Consider the following 19,721-nt stretch of genomic DNA (forward strand, 5'->3'; position numbering starts at 1 on the left):
GCAGGTGGGTCGTCAAGCACGAGGCGGTTACAGTCGCCTCGAACGGCCGACGGGAACGAGGTGACGAGTGGAGCTGGCGCGTGCCACCAACCGCAGCGTGCGGTTGCGCAACCGGTCCGCCCTGCTGACCAAGCTCTTCCTGGACGGCCCGCTCACCCGCCAGGACCTGGTGCGCAGCACCGGGCTGAGCCAACCCGCGGTCAGCAACGTGGTCGCCGACATGATCGACGAAGGGCTGGTCGTCGAGGCCGGCGCCGCCGAGTCCGACGGCGGCCGGCCCAGCATGCTGCTGCGGATGGCGCCCCGCTTCGCCTTCGTGGTCGGCGTGGACGTCGGCGAGACCCGGGTCCGGGTGGAGCTGTTCGACTTCGCGATGACCCTGCTGGCCAGCGTCGAGTACCCGCTCGACCCGGCCCGCACCGAGCCCGACCTGGTGGCCGGGCGCGTGCTGGCCGGCATCGACGCGGTCACCGGCCAGGCCGGGGTGGCCCCCGGTGACGTGCTCGGCGTCGGCATCGGCGTCTCCGGCGTGGTCGAGCAGGGCACCGAGGCCGTCGTGCACGCCCAGGCCCTCGGCTGGGACCGGGTGCCGCTGGAGCGCCTGATCGGCGCCGGCACCGACCTGCCACTGCACATCGACAACGGCGCGAAGACCCTGGGCCAGGCCGAGATGTGGTTCGGCGCCGGCCGGGGTGCCCGGCACGCCGTCTTCGCGCTCGTCGGCTCCGGGGTGGGCGCGTCGGTGGTGACCAACGGCGCCACCTACCGGGGCGCGTCCAGCAGCGCGGGGGAGTGGGGGCACACCACGCTGGTGTACGGCGGCCGGGCCTGCCGGTGCGGCGCGCGCGGTTGCCTGGAGGCGTACGTGGGGGCGGAGGCGATCATCGACCGCTACCGGGAGGCGCGCCGGGGTCGACCGGTGCCGGGCGAGGACGAGGAGTCCCAGATCGCCGCGCTGGTCGCCGCCGCCGAGACCTCGGCTACCGCGCGACGGGTGCTGGCGGACACCGCCGGCTACCTCGGCGCCGGGGTGGCCAACCTGATCAACCTGTTCAACCCGGAGCGCGTGGTGCTCGGCGGCTGGGCGGCGATGGCCCTCGGCGACCTGCTGCCGGCCGTGCGGGAGGCCGCCGGTCGGCAGGCGCTGCGCCAGCCGTACGAGCAGGCGTCGATCGAGCTGTGCCGGCTCGGGGTGGACGCGGTGGCGTTGGGCGCGGCAACCCTCCCGATCGCCCGCTTCCTCACCGAGGGTGGCGTCCGCCGCTGAGCGGGGGACGACGGCAGCGCCGTCGCCAAATTACCCAAAAAGAATCCTCGGGATAAATAACGAAGTTATAGATCGATGTCTTGACGCCGTCGCAATCTCGCCGCAACACTCCTACGAGAGCGCTCTCCGACCCGCGACGCCGCATCGGCGGCACCACCCACGGCGCCACGGGGCGAGCCGATCCCATCCACGCGGCACCCCCTCGTAGCCCCCTATCGACAGGCGATGTCATGACATCTCGTGCAACATCCGTACGCCCGCGTCCTCGACGCGCCGTCCGGCACCTGCTGGTCGGGCTCACCGTGGCCCTGGTCGCGGCGCTCACCCCGACCGGCGCCACAGCGCCCGCACAGGCCGCGCCCACCCTGCTGTCCCAGGGCCGCCCCGCCACCGCCTCGTCCACCGAGAACGCCGGCACCCCGGCCTCCGCAGCCGTCGACGGCAACACCGGCACCCGCTGGGCCAGCGCGTTCAGCGACCCGCAGTGGCTCCAGGTCGACCTGGGCGCCCGGGCCACCATCAGCCAGGTGAACCTGCTCTGGGAGGGCGCCTACGGCCGGGCCTTCCAGCTCCAGACCTCCGACGACGGTGCCACCTGGACGACGATCTACTCGACCACCACCGGCACCGGCGGCACCCAGAACCTCACAGTCACCGGCGTCGGCCGCTACGTCCGGATGAACGGCACCGCCCGGGGCACCGGCTACGGCTACTCGCTCTGGGAGTTCCAGGTGTACGGCGAGACCGGCGGCAGCACGCCGACCTGCGGCAGCACCAACGTCGCTCAGGGCAGCCCGGCGACAGCGTCGTCCAGCCAGGACGCCGGCCTCGCGGCATCCGCGGCAGTCGACGGCAACACGGGCACCCGCTGGGCCAGCGCCGCCAGCGACCCGCAGTGGCTGCGCGTCGACCTGGGCAGCACCCGCACCATCTGCCGGGTGGTGCTCACCTGGGAGGCCGCGTACGCCCGGGCCTTCCAACTCCAGACCTCGGCCGACGGTGCCACCTGGACGACGATCTACTCCACCACCACCGGCACCGGTGGCACGCAGTCCCTCACCGTCACCGGCAGCGGGCGCTACCTGCGGATGTACGGCACCGCCCGGGGCACCGCCTACGGCTACTCGCTTTGGGAGCTGGCGGTGAACACCACCGGCGGCGGCACCAGTGAACCCCCGGTCGACACGACCGACCCACGCAACCCCAACCTCGGGCCGAACACGTTCGTCTTCGACCCGAGCACACCGACGTCGACCATCCAGGGTCGACTGAACACCCTCTTCACCCAGCAGGAAACCAACCAGTTCGGCCCGCAGCGCTACGCGGTGCTGTTCAAGCCCGGCACCTACACCGCCGACGTCAACCTCGGCTTCTTCACCCAGGTCGCCGGCCTCGGCATGAGCCCCGACGACGTCAACCTCAACGGCCACGTGCGTGCCGAGGCGTTCTGGTTCGGCGGCAACGCCACCCAGAACTTCTGGCGGGCCGCCGAGAACCTGTCGGTGACCCTGCCCGCCGGGCAGACCGTGGAGCGCTGGGCGGTGTCCCAGGCGGCACCGTACCGGCGGATGCACCTGCGCGGCGCGCAGAACCAGATCCAGCTCTGGAATGGTGGCGACGGCTGGTCCAGCGGTGGCCTGCTGGCCGACACCCGTATCGACGGCCTTGTCGTCTCCGGCTCGCAGCAGCAGTGGTACTCCCGCAACAGCGAGTTCGGCAACGGCTGGACCGGCTCGGTGTGGAACATGGTCTTCCAGGGCGTCAACGGCGCTCCCGCGCCGAGCTTCCCCAACCCGTCGCACACAGTCATCGGGCAGACCCCACAGGTACGGGAGAAGCCGTTCCTGTACGTCGACGGCACCGGTGAGTACCGGGTCTTCGTGCCGGCGCTGCGCACCAACTCCACCGGAACCAGCTGGTACAACAAGACCCCGGCCGGCTCGTCCATCTCGCTGTCGCAGTTCTACGTGGTCCAGCCGGGCACCAGCGCCGCCACCATCAACGCGGCCCTCGCCCAGGGACGGCACCTGCTCTTCACCCCGGGCGTGCACCACGTCACCGAGCCGATCCAGGTCAACCGGGCCGACACGGTGATCCTCGGCCTCGGCCTGGCCACCATTCAGGCCGACAACGGCGCGGTGGGCATGCGGGTGGCCGATGTGGACGGCGTTAAGGTGGCCGGCCTCATGTTCGAGGCCGGCACGACGAACTCGCCGGTGCTGATGGAGGTCGGGCCGTCCGGCTCGTCCGCGAGCCACGCCAGCAACCCGACCTCGCTGCACGACGTGTTCTTCCGCATCGGCGGGCCGCACGTCGGCAGGGCCACCAACACGCTGACCGTCAACAGCGACAACGTGATCGGTGACCACATGTGGCTGTGGCGGGCCGACCACGCCGCCAGCGGCGTACCGACCGGGTGGACGCTGAATACCGCCGACACCGGGCTCACCGTCAACGGCGACAACGTCACCATGTACGGCCTCTTCGTCGAGCACTACCAGAAGTACCAGACCATCTGGAACGGCAACGGCGGGCGGACGTACTTCTACCAGAACGAGCTGCCCTACGACGTGCCGAACCAGGCGGCCTGGATGAACGGGTCGACCCGGGGCTACGCCGCGTACAAGGTCGCCGATTCGGTGACCAGTCACCAGGCGTTCGGGCTGGGCAGCTACAGCTACTTCAACGTCAACCCAGCGGTGGTAGAGGAACGGTCCTTCGAGGTGCCCACCAACCCGAACGTGCGCTTCACGAACATGGTGACCGTCTCGCTCGGCGGTGTCGGCACCATCAACCGGGTGATCAACAACGCCGGTGGCACCGCGAACGCGGCCAACCAGCAGGTGTACCTGACCACCTACCCCTGACCGGGGCGCCCGCGCCGGCCGGTCCTCCGTGACCGGTCGGCCGGGTGGCACCCAGGGCCGTGGCCGGCCCGGTCCCGCCGAGACCGGGCCGGCTGCGGTCGTGCCGCTCAGCCGGCCAGCACCTCGGCCGCCGCCCGTTCACCGGCGCGCACCGCGCCCTCCAGGTAGCCACTCCAGCGGGTGGCCGTCTCGGTGCCCGCCCAGTACACCCGCCCCACCGGCGTCCGCAGGTGCGGACCGTACGTCCGCCACGTGCCCGGGGTGAGCGCACCGGAGAAGCAGCCCCGGGTCCACTCGTCGGCCGACCAGTCGTACTCGATGAGATCCACCGGGTCCCCGGCTCGTGGCCCGACCACACTGGCGAACGCTTCCAGCAGGCATTGGCGACGCCGCGCGGGGGACATGCCGCGCAGCGTGGCGGCGTCAGTGGAGTAACTGAACCCGGTCAGCACCCCGATCGGTGAGGTCGGGGTGGAGTTGTCGACCGTCTCGGTGAGCGGACCGGCGCTGGTGGTGGCCACACCGGAGCGCCCGTCGGCACGCCAGAACGGTTCCGGGTAGACGGCGTGCACCTTCAGCGCCGAACCCATCGGCATGCGCTGGGTGAGCCCGTCTCGCAGCGGGGGCAGCGGAGGGTCGTACCGGATCCGGCCGGCCAGCGCTGGTGCCAGCGCGACCACCACCGCGTCGCCGTCGACGCGCCCGGTGTCGGTCCACGCCGTCGCCCCGTCGACTGTCTGTTCGATGCCCCGCACCGGCGCGGCCAGCGTCAGCGCGCCCGGCGGCAGGGCGGTGGCCATCCGTTCGGCCAGCGCCGCCGGCCCGCCCACGATCCGGTCCTGCTGCGCGCCGCCGGCCATCCCCAGCAACGGCCCGGTCCCGCCGGCGCTGCGCAGGTAGAACAGCAGGTGCAACAGGGACAGCTCGTCCACGCCGGTGGCCAGCAGCCCGCCGGCGAGCACCCGCCCCAGGTAGTCGGCGGTGACGTCGTCCCCGGCCGTGGCGGCGAGCCACCCACCGAGGGTCGTCCGGTCCCACAGTGCGGCCTCCGGCGTCGCCCAGGGTGCGGCCGGGTCCAGTCGTGCGGCGTACTCGTCGAGCAGGCCGAGCACCCGGCCCACCTGTGCCGGCGGCTCGGCCCGGGGCGCACCGGCCCAGAGCAGTGTGGGCGCGCCGACCGACGCCGAGGCGAAGGTGGCCAACCCGTGCTCGGCGACCAGCGCGTACATCCGGTCCTGGGTCGGACCGATCCACTGGGCCCCCAGGTCGAGTTGCGTGAGCTCGGGCAGCCATCGGGTCAGCACCCGACCGCCCACCCGGTCGCGGGCCTCAAGCAATCGCACCTGGGCGCCGGCACGGCTGAGCGCCAGCGCGGCGGCGAGCCCGGAGAAGCCGGCGCCGACCACGACAACCCGCAAGCCGTCGGTCACACCCCGGGTCTACCCACAACCGTCGTAGGCATGGCTACCGGCTCCGTCTCAGATGCCACGCTGTCCGACCCCACGGGTACCGTCACAAAACCAGACACGGGATACAGTCCTCGATGTGGCGACGACCCTTCATCCGGATCCGCGTCCGTCCGCCTCGCGCCTGCCGGCACGACCGTGGTTACCGGTCGCCGTCGCCGGCTTGACCGGTGCCGCACTCGGGGCCCTCGCCTGTTACTCCCTGTTGACGCCCCGCTGGGGGGTACCGCACGCGGTCACGGGCACCGTCGTAGCGGTCAACGCCGACGCCAACGCGTTCGTGGTCCGGCCCGATGGGCGGCAACCGTCGGCGAACAAGGCCGACGACGGCGGCCATGGCTATCAACTGGGCCCGGTGGAGTGGGTCGACTACGCCGGTCAGACCCACCACGAAGGAACACCCGTCTGCCTGGCTCCGCTCTCCGAAGGGGCCAAGGTCGAGCTGATGGTGGTGGATGTGCGCGGAGGCGCCGGTGGGCCGGACGCGCTGATCACCCGGGTCCGGTGCCTAAGCGCCCGGTGATCGACCGACCGCGCGAATTCCCGGTCGTCGCGCAGGAAGGCGAGCACGTCCTCGTCCAGCGTCCTTCTCGTCGCACCACCCGGGCCTGGCCACCGTCGCCTCCGTGGGTGCAGAGCAAAGGGCACGCCAACACCGGGGTCGGGTCGCACGCCGAGAAATTTCTGCCGGTCTGTCGATTCGGGCGGCGGCCGATCGTGTGGAGGATGAGAGGTCGGTGACGGGCCGGCCGTCCGTGAGGAGGAACCATGACGCTCTACCTGCTCAGCATCCACCAGCCGCAGGGTGAGCTGCCGCCGGAGCCGGAGTTCCTGGCCGACGTGATGCGTCAGCTCGGCGAAATGCGCGACGAGTTGGCGTCCACCGGGTCGTGGGTCTTCGGGCAGGGCCTGCACGGCCCGGAGACCGCCACAGTGCTGCGGCCCCGCGACGGCGAGGTGCTCATCACCGACGGACCGTTCGTGGAGGGCAAGGAATACCTCGGCGGCATCACCATCATCGACGTGCCGGACCTGGACGCCGCCCTGCGCTGGGGTCGCCGCTACGCGCTGGCCACCACCCTGCCGATCGAGGTGCGCCCCTTCCACGGCGGGGCCGGCGACTGACAGTGCCCGACGTGGAGGCGGTGTTCCGCGCGGAGTACGGCCGCGCGGTCGCCGTCCTGGTCCGCCTCCTCGGCGACATCGACCTCGCCGAGGAGGCCGTCCAGGAGGCCTTCGTCATCGCGGTGCGGCGCTGGCCGTGCAGCGGCCCGCCGCCCAGCCCCGCCGGTTGGATCATCACCACCGCCCGCAACCGGGCCATCGACCGGCTGCGGCGGGAGGCGTCGCGGGCCGACCGGCACGCCCAGGCGGCCCTGCTCTACGCCGCCGACCCACCTGAGCAGGAGGGGCCGGTGCACGACGACCGGTTACGTCTGATCTTCACCTGCTGCCATCCGGCGCTCGCCCCGAGCGCCCGGGTCGCCCTCACCCTGCGGCTGCTCGGTGGTTTGAGCACCGCCGAGATCGCCCGAGCCTTCCTGGTGCCGGAGCCGACGATGGCGCAGCGGCTGGTCCGCGCCAAGTCGAAGATCCGCAACGCGAGGATCCCGTACCGGGTGCCCTGCGACGCCGACCTGCCCGACCGGCTGCACGGCGTCCTCGCGGTGCTCTACCTGATCTTCAACGAGGGGTACACGGCGAGCGCCGGCCCGCACCTGGTCCGCGCCGAGCTGTGCGCCGAGGCGATCCGGTTGACCAGACTGCTGGTGGAGCTGATGCCGGACGAGGCCGAAGCGCTCGGCCTGCTCGCCCTGATGCTCCTGACCGAAGCCCGCCGGGCGGCGCGGACCACCACCGTCGGCGACCTGGTGCCGCTGGCCGAGCAGGACCGGCACCGGTGGGACAGCACCCTGATCGCCGAGGGCCAGGCGCTGGTCCGCCGCTGCCTGCGCCGCGACCGGCCCGGCCCGTACCAGATCCAGGCCGCGATCGCCGCCGTGCACAGCGTCGCGCGGAGCGCCGCCGACACCGACTGGGCCCAGATCCTTCAGCTGTACGACCAGCTGAGCGTGGTCGCCCCCAGCCCGGTGGTGGCGCTGAACCGGGCCGTCGCGCTCGCCGAGGTGGCCGGTGCGGCGGCGGCGCTGACCGAGGTGGACCGCCTCGACCTGGTCGGCTTCCACGTCTACCACGTGGTCCGCGCCGACCTGCTGGCCCGGCTCGGTCGGGGCGGGGAGGCCGTCGAGGCGTACCGGACGGCCGTCGCCCTGACGGACAACGCGGCCGAACGGGCCTTTCTCACCGCACGCGCGACGGCCCTGGCGACGCCCTGAGGGCGCGTTTGCCGCAGGGGCGGCCGGGAACCCGAGGCACCGCCGCAGCAGGGGATGGGGAGGGGCCATGGCGTACCGACAGACCGCCGTCGACACCGCGCCCGACCTGTCCATCCTCACACTCGGTGTGGAGGAGGAGTTCCTGCTGCTCGACCCGGACAGCGGCCGGAACCTGCCGGTCGCCGACCAGGTACGCGGCGCGTTGCGCGGCCCCGCCCGGGAGCAGAGCCGCCAGGAGTTCCGGCACAGCATGGTGGAGATGGTCACCCCCGTCTGCGCCGACCTCACCGAGCTGCGCGCGCACCTGGTGGCGCTGCGTCGCTCCGCCGTCGAGGCCGCCACGGCGGCCGGCGCCCGACTGGTGGCGGTCGGCGCCACCCCGGTGGCCGAACCGCACCGGACGGTCCCCGACGAACCGCGCTACCACGCCATGTCGCGCCGGTACGGGCCGGTGGCGCACGACCCGGCGGTGTGCGGCTGCCACGTGCACGTCGGGCTGCCCGACCGGGAACTGGCAGTGCAGGTCTGCAACCACCTGAGGGTGTGGCTGCCGGTGGTGCAGGCGATCACCACCAACTCGCCGCTGCACGACGGGTACGACACCGGGCACGCCAGTTGGCGCTCGATGCAGTTGGAACGCTGGCCCAGTATCGGTCCGACGCCGCACTTCGACTCCGTCGCCGACTACGACAGCACCGTCGACGAGCTGATCGCCGCCGGCATCATGCTCGACGCGGCGATGGTCTACTGGTACGCCCGGCCGTCGTCGACCTACCCGACCGTTGAGGTGCGGGTCGGTGACGTCTGCACGGAGGTGGACGACGCGGTGCTTGTCGCCGCGCTGGTCCGATCCCTCGTGGCAACCCTCGCCGACGACGTGCGCGCCGGGGTGAACGCCCCGAACGTCCGGGACTGCCTGGTCGCCGCGGCGCACTGGCGGGCCGCCCACGACGGTCTCGACGGCGAGCTGATCGACCTGCGTGCCGGCGGCACCCGCCCCGCCTGGGCGCTCGTCGACGAGCTGATGGCGGTGATCGCCCCGGCGCTGCTGCGCCACGGCGACCTCGGGTACGTGTTGGCGCAGCTCGCCCGGCTGCGTCGCGACGGCACCGGCGCCACCCGGCAGCGGCGGGTGCTGGAGCGCGCCGGGGACCTGCACGCGGTCCTCGACGACCTGGTGGCCCGCACCGCCGCCGGCTGACCGCCGCCACTGCCCACCGGGGTCAGCGGATGTCGTGGGTCTGTAGCCACAGCTCCAGCAGGCCGAGTTGCCACAGCTTGTTGCTGCCGGCCGCGGCCTCCGCCCGGTCCGGCTCGGCCAGCAGATGTGCCACGTACTCCGGGCGGAACAGCCCCCGCTCGCGCGCGGCCGGCGCCTGCAACGCCTCGGCAACCAGCTCGCGCACCGGGCCGTCCACGTTGCGCAACGCCGGCACCGGGAAGTAGCCCTTGGGCCTGTCGATCACCTCGGCGGGCAGCACCTCACGGGCGACCTCCTTCAGGACGCCCTTGCCACCCTGACTGACCTTGTGCTCCGGCGGGCAGTGCGCGGCCAGGGTGACCAGGTCCTGGTCGAGGAAGGGCGTACGCACCTCCAGACCCCACGCCATGCTCATGCTGTCCACCCGCTTGACAGGGTCGTCGGGGAGCATCAGGTGGGTGTCCAGGCGCAGCACGGCGTCCAGCGCGGTCTGCGCCCCGGGCGCGGCGAGGTGCCCGGTGAGCAGGTCCCGGCTGGCGTCGTGCTCCAGCGCGTACGCCGGGCCGACGATGCGGCGCAGCTCGTCGTGGCCGCGGTCGAAGAACGCGGCCGCGAACGTCTCGGCCGCGCCGTGCCGGGGCGCCTCGACCAGTGGCTGGTGGTAGCCGTAGCCGGCGAACACCTCGTCGGCACCCTGCCCCGACTGGGCCACCTTCACGTGTTGCGCCACCTGCTCGGAGAGCAGGTGGAAGGCGACCACGTCGTGGCTGCCCATCGGCTCGGTCATCGCCAGCACGGCCCGTCGGACGGCGGGCACCAGGTCGTCGTCGGCCAGTCGGATCCTGTGGTGGTCGGTGTCGTACGCCCGGGCCACCAGATCCGAGAAATGGAACTCGTCGCCGGACTCGCCGTCGCGGCTGTCGAAGCCGATGCTGAACGTCCGCAGGTGCTGCTGACCTGCCTCGGCGAGCAGCGCCACGATGAGGCTGGAGTCCAGTCCGCCGGAGAGCAGCACCCCCACCGGCACGTCGGCGACCAGCCGTCGGCGTACCGCCGCGCGCAGCGCGTCGCCGATCGCGGCCCGCCAGTCGGCGGCGTCCATCCCCGCGTCGGCCGGCTCGCGCACGTAGTCGGGCCGCCAGTAGACCTCCTCGCGGCTGCGCCCGTCCGCCTCGATCACCCGCAGGGTGGCCGGCGGCAGCTTGCGCACGCCGCGCAGCACGGTGCGCGGCGCGGGCACGATGGAGTGCCAGGACAGGTAGTGGTGCAACGCCACCGGATCGATGCCGGTGTCGACGTCGCCGGCCGCCAGCAGCGCGGGCAGGGTGGAGGCGAACCGCAGCCGCCCCGGCGTCTCGGCGAGATAGAGCGGTTTGATGCCGAGCCGGTCGCGGGCCAGGATCAGCCGCCGCCGGACCCGGTCGACCAACCCGATCGCGAACATGCCGACCAGGTGGTCGACGAAACGCTCACCCCAGTGCGCGTACGCCACCAGGATCACCTCGGTGTCGCTGGTGGAGTGGAAGGCGTACCCGGCGCGGCGCAACTCCTCGCGCAGCTCCGGGTAGTTGTAGATGCAGCCGTTGAAGACCAGCGCCAGGCCCAGGTCGTCGCGGACCATCGGCTGCCCGCCCGCGTCGGACAGGTCGATGATCGTCAGCCGGCGGTGCCCCAGGGTCACCCAGCCGTCGGCGAACAGGCCCTCGTCGTCCGGCCCGCGTGAACGCATCGTCTCGGTCATCCGGGTGACCGCCGCCGCGTCGGGCGAGCGGCCGTCGAATCGCGCCTCCCCGCTGATCCCGCACATCAGGCGAGGCGGTGCTGGTTCAGGGCAGACATGGCCCTCCTGTCAGGTCTCCCCGACTGGTGGTGGCGGGGCCCGCGGTGGGAACGGGGCCGCTGGCTACCCGAGCATCGGGCGGGCAAACGCGCAGGTGATCCTGCGCGTCCGGCTCAGTCGAGCAGGGTGCGCAGGATGCGGGCCAGTTCGGCGCGGTCGGTGTCGTTGAGGTGACCGAAGAAGCGGTCGGCCTCGGCCCGGCGCGCGGCCCGGATGGCGGTGCTGACCCGGTCGCCCTCCTCGGTGAGCGCGACAAGGGTCGCCCGACGATCGGCCGGGTCGGGTCGGCGTTCGACCAGCCCCCGAGTCTGGAGGTCGTCGACGACCTCGGTCGCCGAACGGGGCGCGATGCGCAGGTGCTCGGCGAGGGTGCCGGGGCGTACCTCGCCGTGCCGGGCCAGCACACCGAGGGCCCGGGACTGGCTGGGGGTGACGTCCCAGGGCGCCAGTGAGTCGCGGGTCTGCCGGCGCAGACGGGACGCCACCGCCCAGAACGTCTCCGCCAGGCTCTCGTCGTCGGCGCTGTCGACGGTGTGCTCGATCACCGGAATACGGTAGCAGGATATGTGGTTGCTCCCTCATGATGAGGTAACCTCAGCAATATTGCCGACGAAAGGTAGTGCCCCCTTGGAACCCACCCCGATGGGCCGCGACCGCGGCCACCGCACCCTCAGCACCGAAGAGAAGACGCAGGCCCGTCAGGTGTCCCTGCGCCGCATCGGCCGCCTGTTCACCCCCCACCGGCCCGCGCTGGCCGCCGTCACCGCGATCATCGTGGTCTCCTCGATCATCGCGATGGCCACCCCGTTCCTGCTGCGTGCCGTGATCGACCGGGCCCTGCCGCAGGGCGACGTGACACTGCTGGTCTGGCTGGTCCTCGGCATGGTCGCCGTCGCGGCGGTGACCTCCGCCCTGGGCGTCGTGCAGACCTGGATCTCCACCCAGGTCGGCCAGCGGGTCATGCACCGGCTGCGCACCGACGTCTTCAGCCATCTCCAGCGCCAGTCGCTCGGCTTCTTCACCCGCACCCGCACCGGCGAGGTGCAGTCCCGGATCACCAACGACATCGGCGGCATGCAGTCGGTGGTCACCTCCACCGCCACCGCCGTCGCCGCCAACCTCACCACAGTGGTCGCCACAGCTGTCGCCATGGTCGCGCTCTCCTGGCAGCTCTCCCTGGTCTCGCTCGTGGTGCTGCCGCCGGCGATCTGGCTGACCCGTCGGGTCGCCCGGATGCGCCGCGAGATCACCGCCCAACGGCAACGCGAACTCGCCGACCTCAACGTCACTGTGGAGGAGGGGCTCTCGATCAGTGGCGTACAACTGGCCAAGACCCTCGGCACCGGCCCCGCGCTGATCGACCGCTTCACCGCCTCCTCGGCCCGCCTGGTCGACCTGGAGCTACGCAGTGAGCTGGCCGGCCGCTGGCGGATGGCCTCGATGAGCATCATCTTCGCCGCCGTACCGGCGGTCATCTACCTCGCCGCCGGGCTGCCCGGCACCGCCGGCACGCTGAGCATCGGCACCCTGGTCGCCTTCACGGCCCTGCAGGGTGGCCTGTTCCGACCGCTGATGGGCCTGCTCAACGTGGGCGTCTCGCTCACCGCGTCGCTGGCGCTCTTCGCCCGGATCTTCGAATACCTGGACCTGCCGGTCGACGTGGCCGACCCCGCCGAGCCGGTCCGCCTCGACCCGGCCCGGGTCCGCGGCCACCTGCGCCTGGAGGACGTCACCTTCGGCTACCCGGGCAGCGACACCGCCGCCCTCGCCGGAATCACCCTCGACGTGCCCGCCGGCACCAGCCTCGCCCTGGTCGGCGAGACCGGCTCCGGCAAGAGCACCCTCGCCGGGCTGGTCAGCCGGCTGCACGACCCCACCGCCGGCCGGATCACCGTCGACGGCGTCGACCTGCGCGACCTGCGCCTGGCCGACCTGGCCGCGATCGTCGGCGTGGTCAGCCAGGAGACGTACCTGCTGCACACCACCGTCCGGGAGAACCTGCGCTACGCCCGGCCGGAAGCCACCGACACCGAAATCGAGGACGCCGCCCGCGCCGCCCAGATCCACGACCTGATCGCGGGCCTGCCCGACGGGTACGACACGGTGGTCGGCTCACGCGGCCACCGGTTCTCCGGCGGCGAGAAGCAGCGCCTAGCGATCGCCCGCACGCTGCTGCGCGACCCGCGCATCCTGGTCCTCGACGAGGCCACCAGCGCGCTGGACACCGAGACCGAACGGGCCGTGCAGCGGGCCTTCGACGTGCTCGCCCAGGGGCGCACCACCATCACCATCGCGCACCGGCTCTCCACAGTCCGCGACGCCGACCAGATCGCGGTGCTCGACCACGGTCGCATCGTCGAGGCCGGCACCCACGACAGCCTGCTGGACCGCAACGGCCGCTACGCCACCCTCGCCGCCTGAACGCCGAATCACAACCGTCTCGAAACAGTCTTACAACTGTCTCGTCATGGCGCGGTCAGGTGCCGGTAGACGGTGGCCCGGGAGACCCCCAGCGCGGCGGCGATGGCGTCCACCGAATGGGTGCCCGCCGCGTGCATCCGCCGGGCCGCCTCGACCTGCTCCCGGCCCAGCGCGGGAGGTCGTCCCGGCCGCCGACGCCGGTGCGCCACCGCACCGGCCGCGTCCGGAGTCGTCGCCGCACTCGTGTTTCGCGCGGCGGCGTCCCGCGCGGTCCCGGGCGCCGGGTTTTCGCGCGCCGACGCCGGGACCGTCGTGGTCGCGTGCCGCCAGGCCGCGGCGTCCGCGTACGGCCCGGCCGCCGCGTCCGCGGGCAGCGGGGCGGCGGCGTCCGCGGGCAGCGGGGCTGCGGCGTCCGCGGGCAGTGGGGCCAGCAGCCGGCGTACGCCGTCGAGCATGTCGGCGCGCAGCACCTCGTCGGACACGTCGGTGAAGAAGACGATCGGATCACTGCACGCCGCGACCGCCTGCACCGCCCGGACCCGCTCCCGACGCCCGGCTTCCGGTCCGGCGATGAGGTCGTTGGCCCGCATCGCGATCACTATCAGGCGGTGGTACGTGTCGCCCCGGCCGACCAGCGCGATGTCGTGGAAGAGCATGCCGAGTGGCCGGCGATGGGCGAGCATGATGTCCACCCAGCCCTCCAGCACCGTCCACCGGGCCTGGTCGGTGGGCTGGGTCTGGGCCGAGTCGAGCAGCGCCTCCAGGTCCGCCACCAACGGCTCCACCAGGGCGGCGAGCAGGTGTTCCTTGGCCGGGAAGTGGTACAGGACCGCGGTCTTGGTCAGCCGCAGCCGCTCGCCGATCTGGCGCAGCGAGGTGCGCTGGTAGCCGTGTTCGGCGAACAGGTCGAGCGCGGCGCGCAGGATCCGGGTGCGGGTGTCGTCCGCGGGATCGGCCGTCATGCCGGCCAGCCTAGCGACGTCCTGACCGGTGGGCACGATCACCGTTGATTCGGCTGACCGTTGGTCAGTACAGTGAGATCGGTCGACGCAGCCAACGGCAGGAGGGGCGATGCCCGTCATCTCGATCGGCAACCTGGTCAAGACGTTCGGCGCCATCCGGGCACTCGACGGGCTGGATCTGCGGGTCGAGCAGGGGGAGGTGCACGGCTTCCTCGGGCCCAACGGCTCCGGAAAGTCCACCACCATCCGAATCCTGCTCGGGCTGCTCCGTCGCGACTCCGGTGACGCCCAGGTGCTCGGCGCCGATCCGTGGCGCGACGCGGTCCGCCTGCACCGCCGACTGGCGTACGTGCCCGGCGACGTCAACCTCTGGCCCAACCTCACCGGCGGGGAAGCCATCGACCTGCTCGGTAAGCTGCGCGGCGGCCTGGACCGGCAGCGCCGCGACGAGCTGCTGCACCGCTTCGACCTCGACCCGACCCGCCGCTGCCGCACGTACTCCAAGGGCAACAGGCAGAAGGTCGCCATCGTCGCCGCCTTCGCCTCCAACGTGGAGCTGTACGTGCTCGACGAGCCGACCTCCGGCCTCGACCCCCTCATGGAGGCGGTGTTCCAGGACGAGGTCCGGCGGGTCAAGCAGGCCGGCGCCACAGTGCTGCTCTCCAGCCACGTGCTCGCCGAGGTCGAGGCGCTCTGCGACCGGGTCAGCATCATCCGCGAGGGCCGCACCGTCGAATCCGGCACCCTCACCGAGCTGCGCCACCTCACCCGCACTGCGGTGACCGTCGAGACCGCCCGCCCGGTCACCGGCCTGGACGCGCTGCCCGGCGTGCACGACGTGCACGAGGTCGACGGCCGCACCCACCTGGAGGTCGAGCCCACCCACCTCGACGCGCTGCTCGGCCAGCTCATCCGCTTCGGCGTCCGCGCGCTGACCAGCACACCGCCCACCCTGGAACAGCTCTTCCTCCGCCACTACGGTGACGACCCCGCCGCCGCAGCCACCGGCGCTTCCGCCGACGTCGCTGCCACCGGCGCTTCCGCCGCCGGTGGCTCGGGCGCTTCCGCCGCCGAGGCCTCGGATGCCGATGCTCCAGCTGACGCCCCACGGGGCGGCGTCCGGTGAGCGCCCTCACCGGCACGACCCGGCTGGCCCGGCTCGTCCTGCGCCGCGACCGGATCCGCCTCGCCATCTGGATCATCGGCACGCCCCTGCTCGGCTACGCCCTCGCCGGCAGCGTCGCCGGCATCTACCCGGACCAGGAGGCCCGGCTTGGCTACGCCACCACCTCGGCGTCCAGTCTGGTCGCCCGCGCCTTCAACGGGCCCATCCACGGCACCGACCTCGGTGCCGTGGTGGTCGCCGAGACGTACGTGACGCTGGCCCTGATCGTCGCGCTGCTGAGCACCTTCGCGGTGACCCGGCACACCCGCCAGAACGAGGAGACCGGCCGGGCGGAACTGCTCGGCGCGAACGTGGTCGGCCGGTACGCGCCACTCACCGCCGCGCTGCTCGTCATCGTCGCCGCGAACGCCCTGGCCGCCGCGCTGCTCGCGCTCGCGCTGGTCGGCGCCGGCCTGTCGCTGGCCGGTTCCCTCGCGGCAGCCGCCGCGATCGGCGGCGTCGGGGTCGCCTTCACCGCGATCGCCGCCGTCACCGCCCAACTGTCCGTCACCGCCCGGGGCGCCAACGCGCTCGCCGCCGCCACCGTCGGGCTCTCCTTCGTGCTGCGCGCCGCCGGAGACGTCCTCGGCGAGCAGAGCGCCGACGGCACCCGGGTGCGCAGCGCCTGGCCCTCATGGATCTCCCCACTCGGCTGGGGCAACCAGGTACGAGCCTTCGACGGTGAACGCTGGTGGGTCCTCGCGCTGCCCGTCGCGCTGCTGCTCGCCGGGGTGACACTGGCGTACGCCCTCGCCGAGCGCCGCGACCTCGGCGCCGGGCTGATCGCGCCCCGACGCGGGCCAGCGAGCGGTGCGCCACGGCTGCTCAGCCCCGCCGGGTTGGCCTGGCGGACGCAGCGCGGCACGCTGCTCGGCTGGGCGGTCGGGGTGGCCGCGCTCGGCCTCCCCATGGGCGTCGCCGCCGACGAGTTCAACGACATGATCGACGCGAACCCGGCCGCCGCCGAGGCGATCAACGCGATGGGCGGCGGAGACGACCTGATCAACGCGTACCTGACCGCGATGCTCGGCCTCTTCGCGCTGACCATCGGCGCGTACGTCGTGCAGGCCCTGCTGCGCGTCCGCGGCGACGAAGCCGACGGGGTGCTGGAGGCTGCCCTCGCCACGGCGGTCAGCCGCACCCGCTGGCTCGGCACCCAGGTGCTCGCCGCGACACTCGGCGCGATCGTCCTGCTGCTCCTCGCCGGCGTGACCACCGGCCTCGGGTACGGCATCGTCACCGGAGACCCGCTCGGCCAGGCCGTCGAGCTGGGCGGTGCCGCGCTGCTGCGGCTGCCCGCCCTGCTGGTGATCGCCGGGGTGGTGACCGCGATCTTCGGGCTGCTGCCCCGCTGGTCGGTGGTGCTGTCCTGGACGGCGCTGCTGGTCTTCCTGCTCCTCGGGCAGCTCGGCGCGGTGCTGGAACTGCCGCAGGCCGCGCTCAACGTCTCGCCGTACACCCATGTGCCGGCCGTGCCCGCTGTCGACCCGGCGGCGCTTCCCCTGCTGGTGCTGGCGGCGGTGGCCGCGGCCCTGCTCGCCGTCGGCGTGGCCGCCTTCCGCCACCGCGACGTCCCGTCCTGAGCGGGCGTCTCGTGATCGTTGGCAGCTGAGCGACCCCACACACCGACGCCGGCCCTGCTGAACTGCCACCGATTACCTGAACTAGCACAACTGGGCCGTGGAGGGGCGTTGTGCACAGGGGGGGCTGTAACTGCGAACTGGTACGGGGACCTGACGAGGGTCTGCCGCTGGCGGGCCGAGCCTGCTGGCGCTCATCCCACCACCGAGCGAGCCGACGCCGTCGGCGGTGCAGCGACAGCGGCTGTGTCGCACACAGCCGCCACACTGGGGCTTCCTCGACCGGAGAGGTGCCTCGTGCCGTACGTCAGGTCACACACCAGGAAGGGCGGCGCGCGAGTTCGGGCCCACTACCGACGGCGGCGCACCGGCAGTGTTCGGCGCAGGTCGACGGTCCGCCGCATGGCCGGTGGCGGCGGGTCGGCCAACGGCTGGCTGCTCGCGCTGGGTGCCGTCGTCGCCTTCGTGCTCCTGCGTGCGGTCGTCGACGTCGTGCGCCGCCATCCATACTGGACCGCGCTGCTGGTGAGCGTCGTCGTCGCGACGGCGGTCGCGGTGGTTGTCGTGGTGTCGAAGCAGCGGGCCCGCGAGCGGGCCTACCAGGCCCAACGGGACCGGGTGATAGCGGTGACCGACACGATGAGCGGCCCCGAGTTCGAGCAGTGGTTCGCCCGGCTTCTGGTCGCCTCCGGGTTCCGTGACGTGAGGGTGTGCGGCAGCTCCGGTGACCGGGGAGCCGACGTCACAGCGACAGCCCCCGACGGCCGACGGGTCGTGGTGCAGTGCAAGCGGCAGAGCGTCACCAACCGGGTGGGCAGCGCCGCGATCCAGCGGTTCGCCGGCACCTGCCGGGTGATCCACGGCGGCGAGATCTGCCTGCTCGTGACGAACAGTTTCTTCACCGCCGGCGACGGCATCCAGATGGCCCGACAGCTCAACATCGACCTCATCGACCGGCACGCGTTGCAGATGTGGGCCTGGACGGGAATATCCCCGCTGCGGTCCGGCACTGGAAGATCGAGGACAGCGAATTGACAGTGCGGGAATTACTGTCTCGACATGGCACCGTCCATTCCCAGAAGTGTCAGTGCGAAAGACGTTGCCGACCCACTGAGCGGCCGTAGCGGCGGAGGGTCGACGCTGCCCTCGGTGCCGAAGGACCTGGCCAGCCGGCAGATGTGCTGCGCCATGCATCTGCGTCCGCCGTTGGCGGCGCAGGTGTTGCTGCTGTACAGCCTCGACAACCCGAAGGCATGGTGTCCCTCTTTCGGGGTGGACGCGGTCGCGCTGGTGCGCCACGCCCAAGCGGCCGACACCCATTGGCGGAAGCTGTACGACGCGGTCGCGATGACGCGTTATGCGTTACTCGGTCTGGTCGGGCTGGGCATCCTCCTTCTCTGGCGGGACGGGCCGGTGACGGCGCTGCTCACGCTGCCGCTCATCGCGGTGGCGTGCGGGGTCGGGTGGCGCACCACCTTCCTCAGCCTCCAGGAGACCCGCGCGGCGGCGATCGACACGATGGCGGAGGAGAAGGTGCTGGCCGCCCAAGCGTCAGAGGTCGAGTCCGAGCTGGAGGACGAGCTCACCGCCCTGCAGGACGCCAACATGATCGTCTTCGAGGTTGCCGCGGGCAACCCGTTCGTCGGCAGCGGCACCGAGATCGGCCGCTGGGCCCTGCCACCCATCGAGGTCAGTCGCGGCCGAGAAGAGAACCGAGACGGTACGCGGCCATCCGCGACCTTCTCCATCCGCGACCTGCACGACGATCTGATCCGGCTCGCCCGGTCACGGCTCGGGCTCAGCGACATCGAGGTCACCAAGCGGATCTACGTGCGGGGGGACGTGCTGCCGGACTGTGAGGGGTTGTTCCACCCCGACGAGGTACGCCCGCCGTCCCGACTGGAAACGTCCTGGGTTGATCTGGGCAGCGATGCGCCGGGGGACCAGGCCAGGACGTACGTGTGTCTGGCGAAGAGCCTCGTCGGTGGTCAGATCGTCGTCACCCTCTTCGCCCGCTACACCCTCGACCAGGGCATTCTGTCCTGCGAGTTCGCCGCCTTCGTGCTGCCGCCCGTCCGTCGCGACTCCGCGCCCGCCACCGGCTTCTACGGCCTGTTCGGGGAGGATCTGAGCCCGCTTCACGGGCGCTCGACCACCTCGGCCCTCGCCCTCGCGGCGTGGCGCACCTACCTTGCCCAACTGTTCCTGCGCTCGGACCGGGGCATCGACCTGGCCGAGGCGCACGAGGAACGGACGCAGCATCACTACGAGGCGCTCCAGGAGGGGCGACGCTACGACTACGGGGCGCCCTTCAGCGCCCGGGAACTCGCGGCCAGCACGAGCATCGAGAGCTATTTCGAAGTCGCCGACGTGCGCGACTGTCTGTTGCGGATGCAGCGAGGAGTGATCGACTGTCTGGTGGCGTTCCTGACGGACAAGGGCATCGACACGTCCGAGATAGCCGCCGGAAAGCAGCGGATCATCAACAACATCACCAACATCGGAGAGGTGTCCGGTCGGGGCAACATCTTCGGAAGCCACGGACGCGTGACGAATGTCGATCGCGACGACCAGACGGACTGATCGATTGATGTCCCGCAGGCCCGGCCAGCGGGT

General features: G+C 72.1%; 14 protein-coding genes and 1 pseudogene. 11 read left to right on the forward strand and 4 right to left on the reverse strand.

Annotated elements, in window-relative coordinates; genetic code table 11:
* Window positions 1-67: 67 nt before the first annotated feature.
* Both AB0K35_RS24570 and AB0K35_RS24575 read left to right on the forward strand, forming a co-directional pair.
* Entirely contained in the window at window positions 68-1,267 is a 1,200-nt protein-coding gene (locus AB0K35_RS24570; RefSeq protein WP_363887883.1) for an ROK family transcriptional regulator, read from the forward strand.
* A 230-nt stretch (window positions 1,268-1,497) separates the two neighbouring features.
* Window positions 1,498-4,134, forward strand: coding sequence for a discoidin domain-containing protein (locus tag AB0K35_RS24575; RefSeq protein ID WP_363887884.1), 2,637 nt, complete (start codon window positions 1,498-1,500; stop codon window positions 4,132-4,134).
* Window positions 4,135-4,241: 107 nt separating this feature from the next.
* Here the strand turns inward: AB0K35_RS24575 and AB0K35_RS24580 are convergent, their stop codons facing one another.
* On the reverse strand, window positions 4,242-5,564 hold the full coding sequence (locus tag AB0K35_RS24580; RefSeq protein ID WP_363887887.1) for an FAD-dependent oxidoreductase: 1,323 nt from the start codon (window positions 5,562-5,564) through the stop codon (window positions 4,242-4,244).
* A 115-nt stretch (window positions 5,565-5,679) separates the two neighbouring features.
* Here AB0K35_RS24580 and AB0K35_RS24585 point away from each other — a divergent pair, with 115 nt between their 5' ends.
* From AB0K35_RS24585 to AB0K35_RS24600, 4 genes are all read left to right on the forward strand, one after another.
* Window positions 5,680-6,123 carry a hypothetical protein gene (locus tag AB0K35_RS24585; protein WP_363887889.1) on the forward strand — a complete coding sequence of 148 codons (444 nt, stop codon included), beginning with the start codon at window positions 5,680-5,682 and terminating at the stop codon, window positions 6,121-6,123.
* A 245-nt stretch (window positions 6,124-6,368) separates the two neighbouring features.
* Window positions 6,369-6,725, forward strand: a complete 357-nt coding sequence (locus AB0K35_RS24590) for a YciI family protein (RefSeq protein WP_363887891.1) — start codon at window positions 6,369-6,371, stop codon at window positions 6,723-6,725.
* A 2-nt stretch (window positions 6,726-6,727) separates the two neighbouring features.
* Window positions 6,728-7,936: an RNA polymerase sigma factor gene (locus AB0K35_RS24595; RefSeq protein ID WP_363887894.1), complete on the forward strand. Its 1,209-nt coding sequence runs from the start codon at window positions 6,728-6,730 to the stop codon at window positions 7,934-7,936.
* Window positions 7,937-8,003: 67 nt separating this feature from the next.
* Window positions 8,004-9,137: a glutamate--cysteine ligase gene (locus AB0K35_RS24600; protein ID WP_238670606.1), complete on the forward strand. Its 1,134-nt coding sequence runs from the start codon at window positions 8,004-8,006 to the stop codon at window positions 9,135-9,137.
* 22 nt (window positions 9,138-9,159) lie between these two features.
* On the opposite strand, the gene AB0K35_RS24605 is transcribed toward AB0K35_RS24600, so the two are convergent.
* Both AB0K35_RS24605 and AB0K35_RS24610 read right to left on the reverse strand, forming a co-directional pair.
* On the reverse strand, window positions 9,160-10,944 hold the full coding sequence (locus AB0K35_RS24605) for an N-acetylglutaminylglutamine amidotransferase (RefSeq protein ID WP_363887897.1): 1,785 nt from the start codon (window positions 10,942-10,944) through the stop codon (window positions 9,160-9,162).
* A 146-nt stretch (window positions 10,945-11,090) separates the two neighbouring features.
* Window positions 11,091-11,522: a MarR family winged helix-turn-helix transcriptional regulator gene (locus AB0K35_RS24610; RefSeq protein WP_238670608.1), complete on the reverse strand. Its 432-nt coding sequence runs from the start codon at window positions 11,520-11,522 to the stop codon at window positions 11,091-11,093.
* Window positions 11,523-11,619: 97 nt separating this feature from the next.
* Between AB0K35_RS24610 and AB0K35_RS24615 the strand changes: the two genes are divergently transcribed.
* Window positions 11,620-13,398, forward strand: a complete 1,779-nt coding sequence (locus tag AB0K35_RS24615) for an ABC transporter ATP-binding protein (RefSeq protein ID WP_363888305.1) — start codon at window positions 11,620-11,622, stop codon at window positions 13,396-13,398.
* Between the two features lie 44 nt (window positions 13,399-13,442).
* Here AB0K35_RS24615 and AB0K35_RS24620 read toward each other — a convergent pair whose 3' ends face one another.
* Window positions 13,443-14,360, reverse strand: coding sequence for a TetR family transcriptional regulator (locus AB0K35_RS24620; RefSeq protein ID WP_363887900.1), 918 nt, complete (start codon window positions 14,358-14,360; stop codon window positions 13,443-13,445).
* A 109-nt stretch (window positions 14,361-14,469) separates the two neighbouring features.
* Here AB0K35_RS24620 and AB0K35_RS24625 point away from each other — a divergent pair.
* The 4 genes and pseudogenes from AB0K35_RS24625 to AB0K35_RS24640 all read left to right on the forward strand — a co-directional run.
* A pseudogene (locus tag AB0K35_RS24625) lies at window positions 14,470-15,339 on the forward strand (ABC transporter ATP-binding protein); the annotation flags it as partial.
* A gap of 143 nt (window positions 15,340-15,482) precedes the next feature.
* The gene (locus AB0K35_RS24630; protein WP_363887902.1) at window positions 15,483-17,108 is read left to right on the forward strand and encodes an anibiotic ABC transporter; all 1,626 of its coding nucleotides are present in this window, start codon (window positions 15,483-15,485) and stop codon (window positions 17,106-17,108) included.
* Between the two features lie 399 nt (window positions 17,109-17,507).
* Window positions 17,508-18,140, forward strand: coding sequence for a restriction endonuclease (locus tag AB0K35_RS24635; RefSeq protein ID WP_363887905.1), 633 nt, complete (start codon window positions 17,508-17,510; stop codon window positions 18,138-18,140).
* Window positions 18,141-18,254: 114 nt separating this feature from the next.
* Window positions 18,255-19,688 (forward strand): hypothetical protein, encoded by a 1,434-nt coding sequence (locus AB0K35_RS24640; protein WP_363887907.1) that lies wholly within the window; start codon window positions 18,255-18,257, stop codon window positions 19,686-19,688.
* Window positions 19,689-19,721 lie beyond the last annotated feature (33 nt).

Source organism: Micromonospora sp. NPDC053740 (assembly GCF_040677775.1).
GTDB lineage: Bacteria > Actinomycetota > Actinomycetes > Mycobacteriales > Micromonosporaceae > Micromonospora > Micromonospora alfalfae.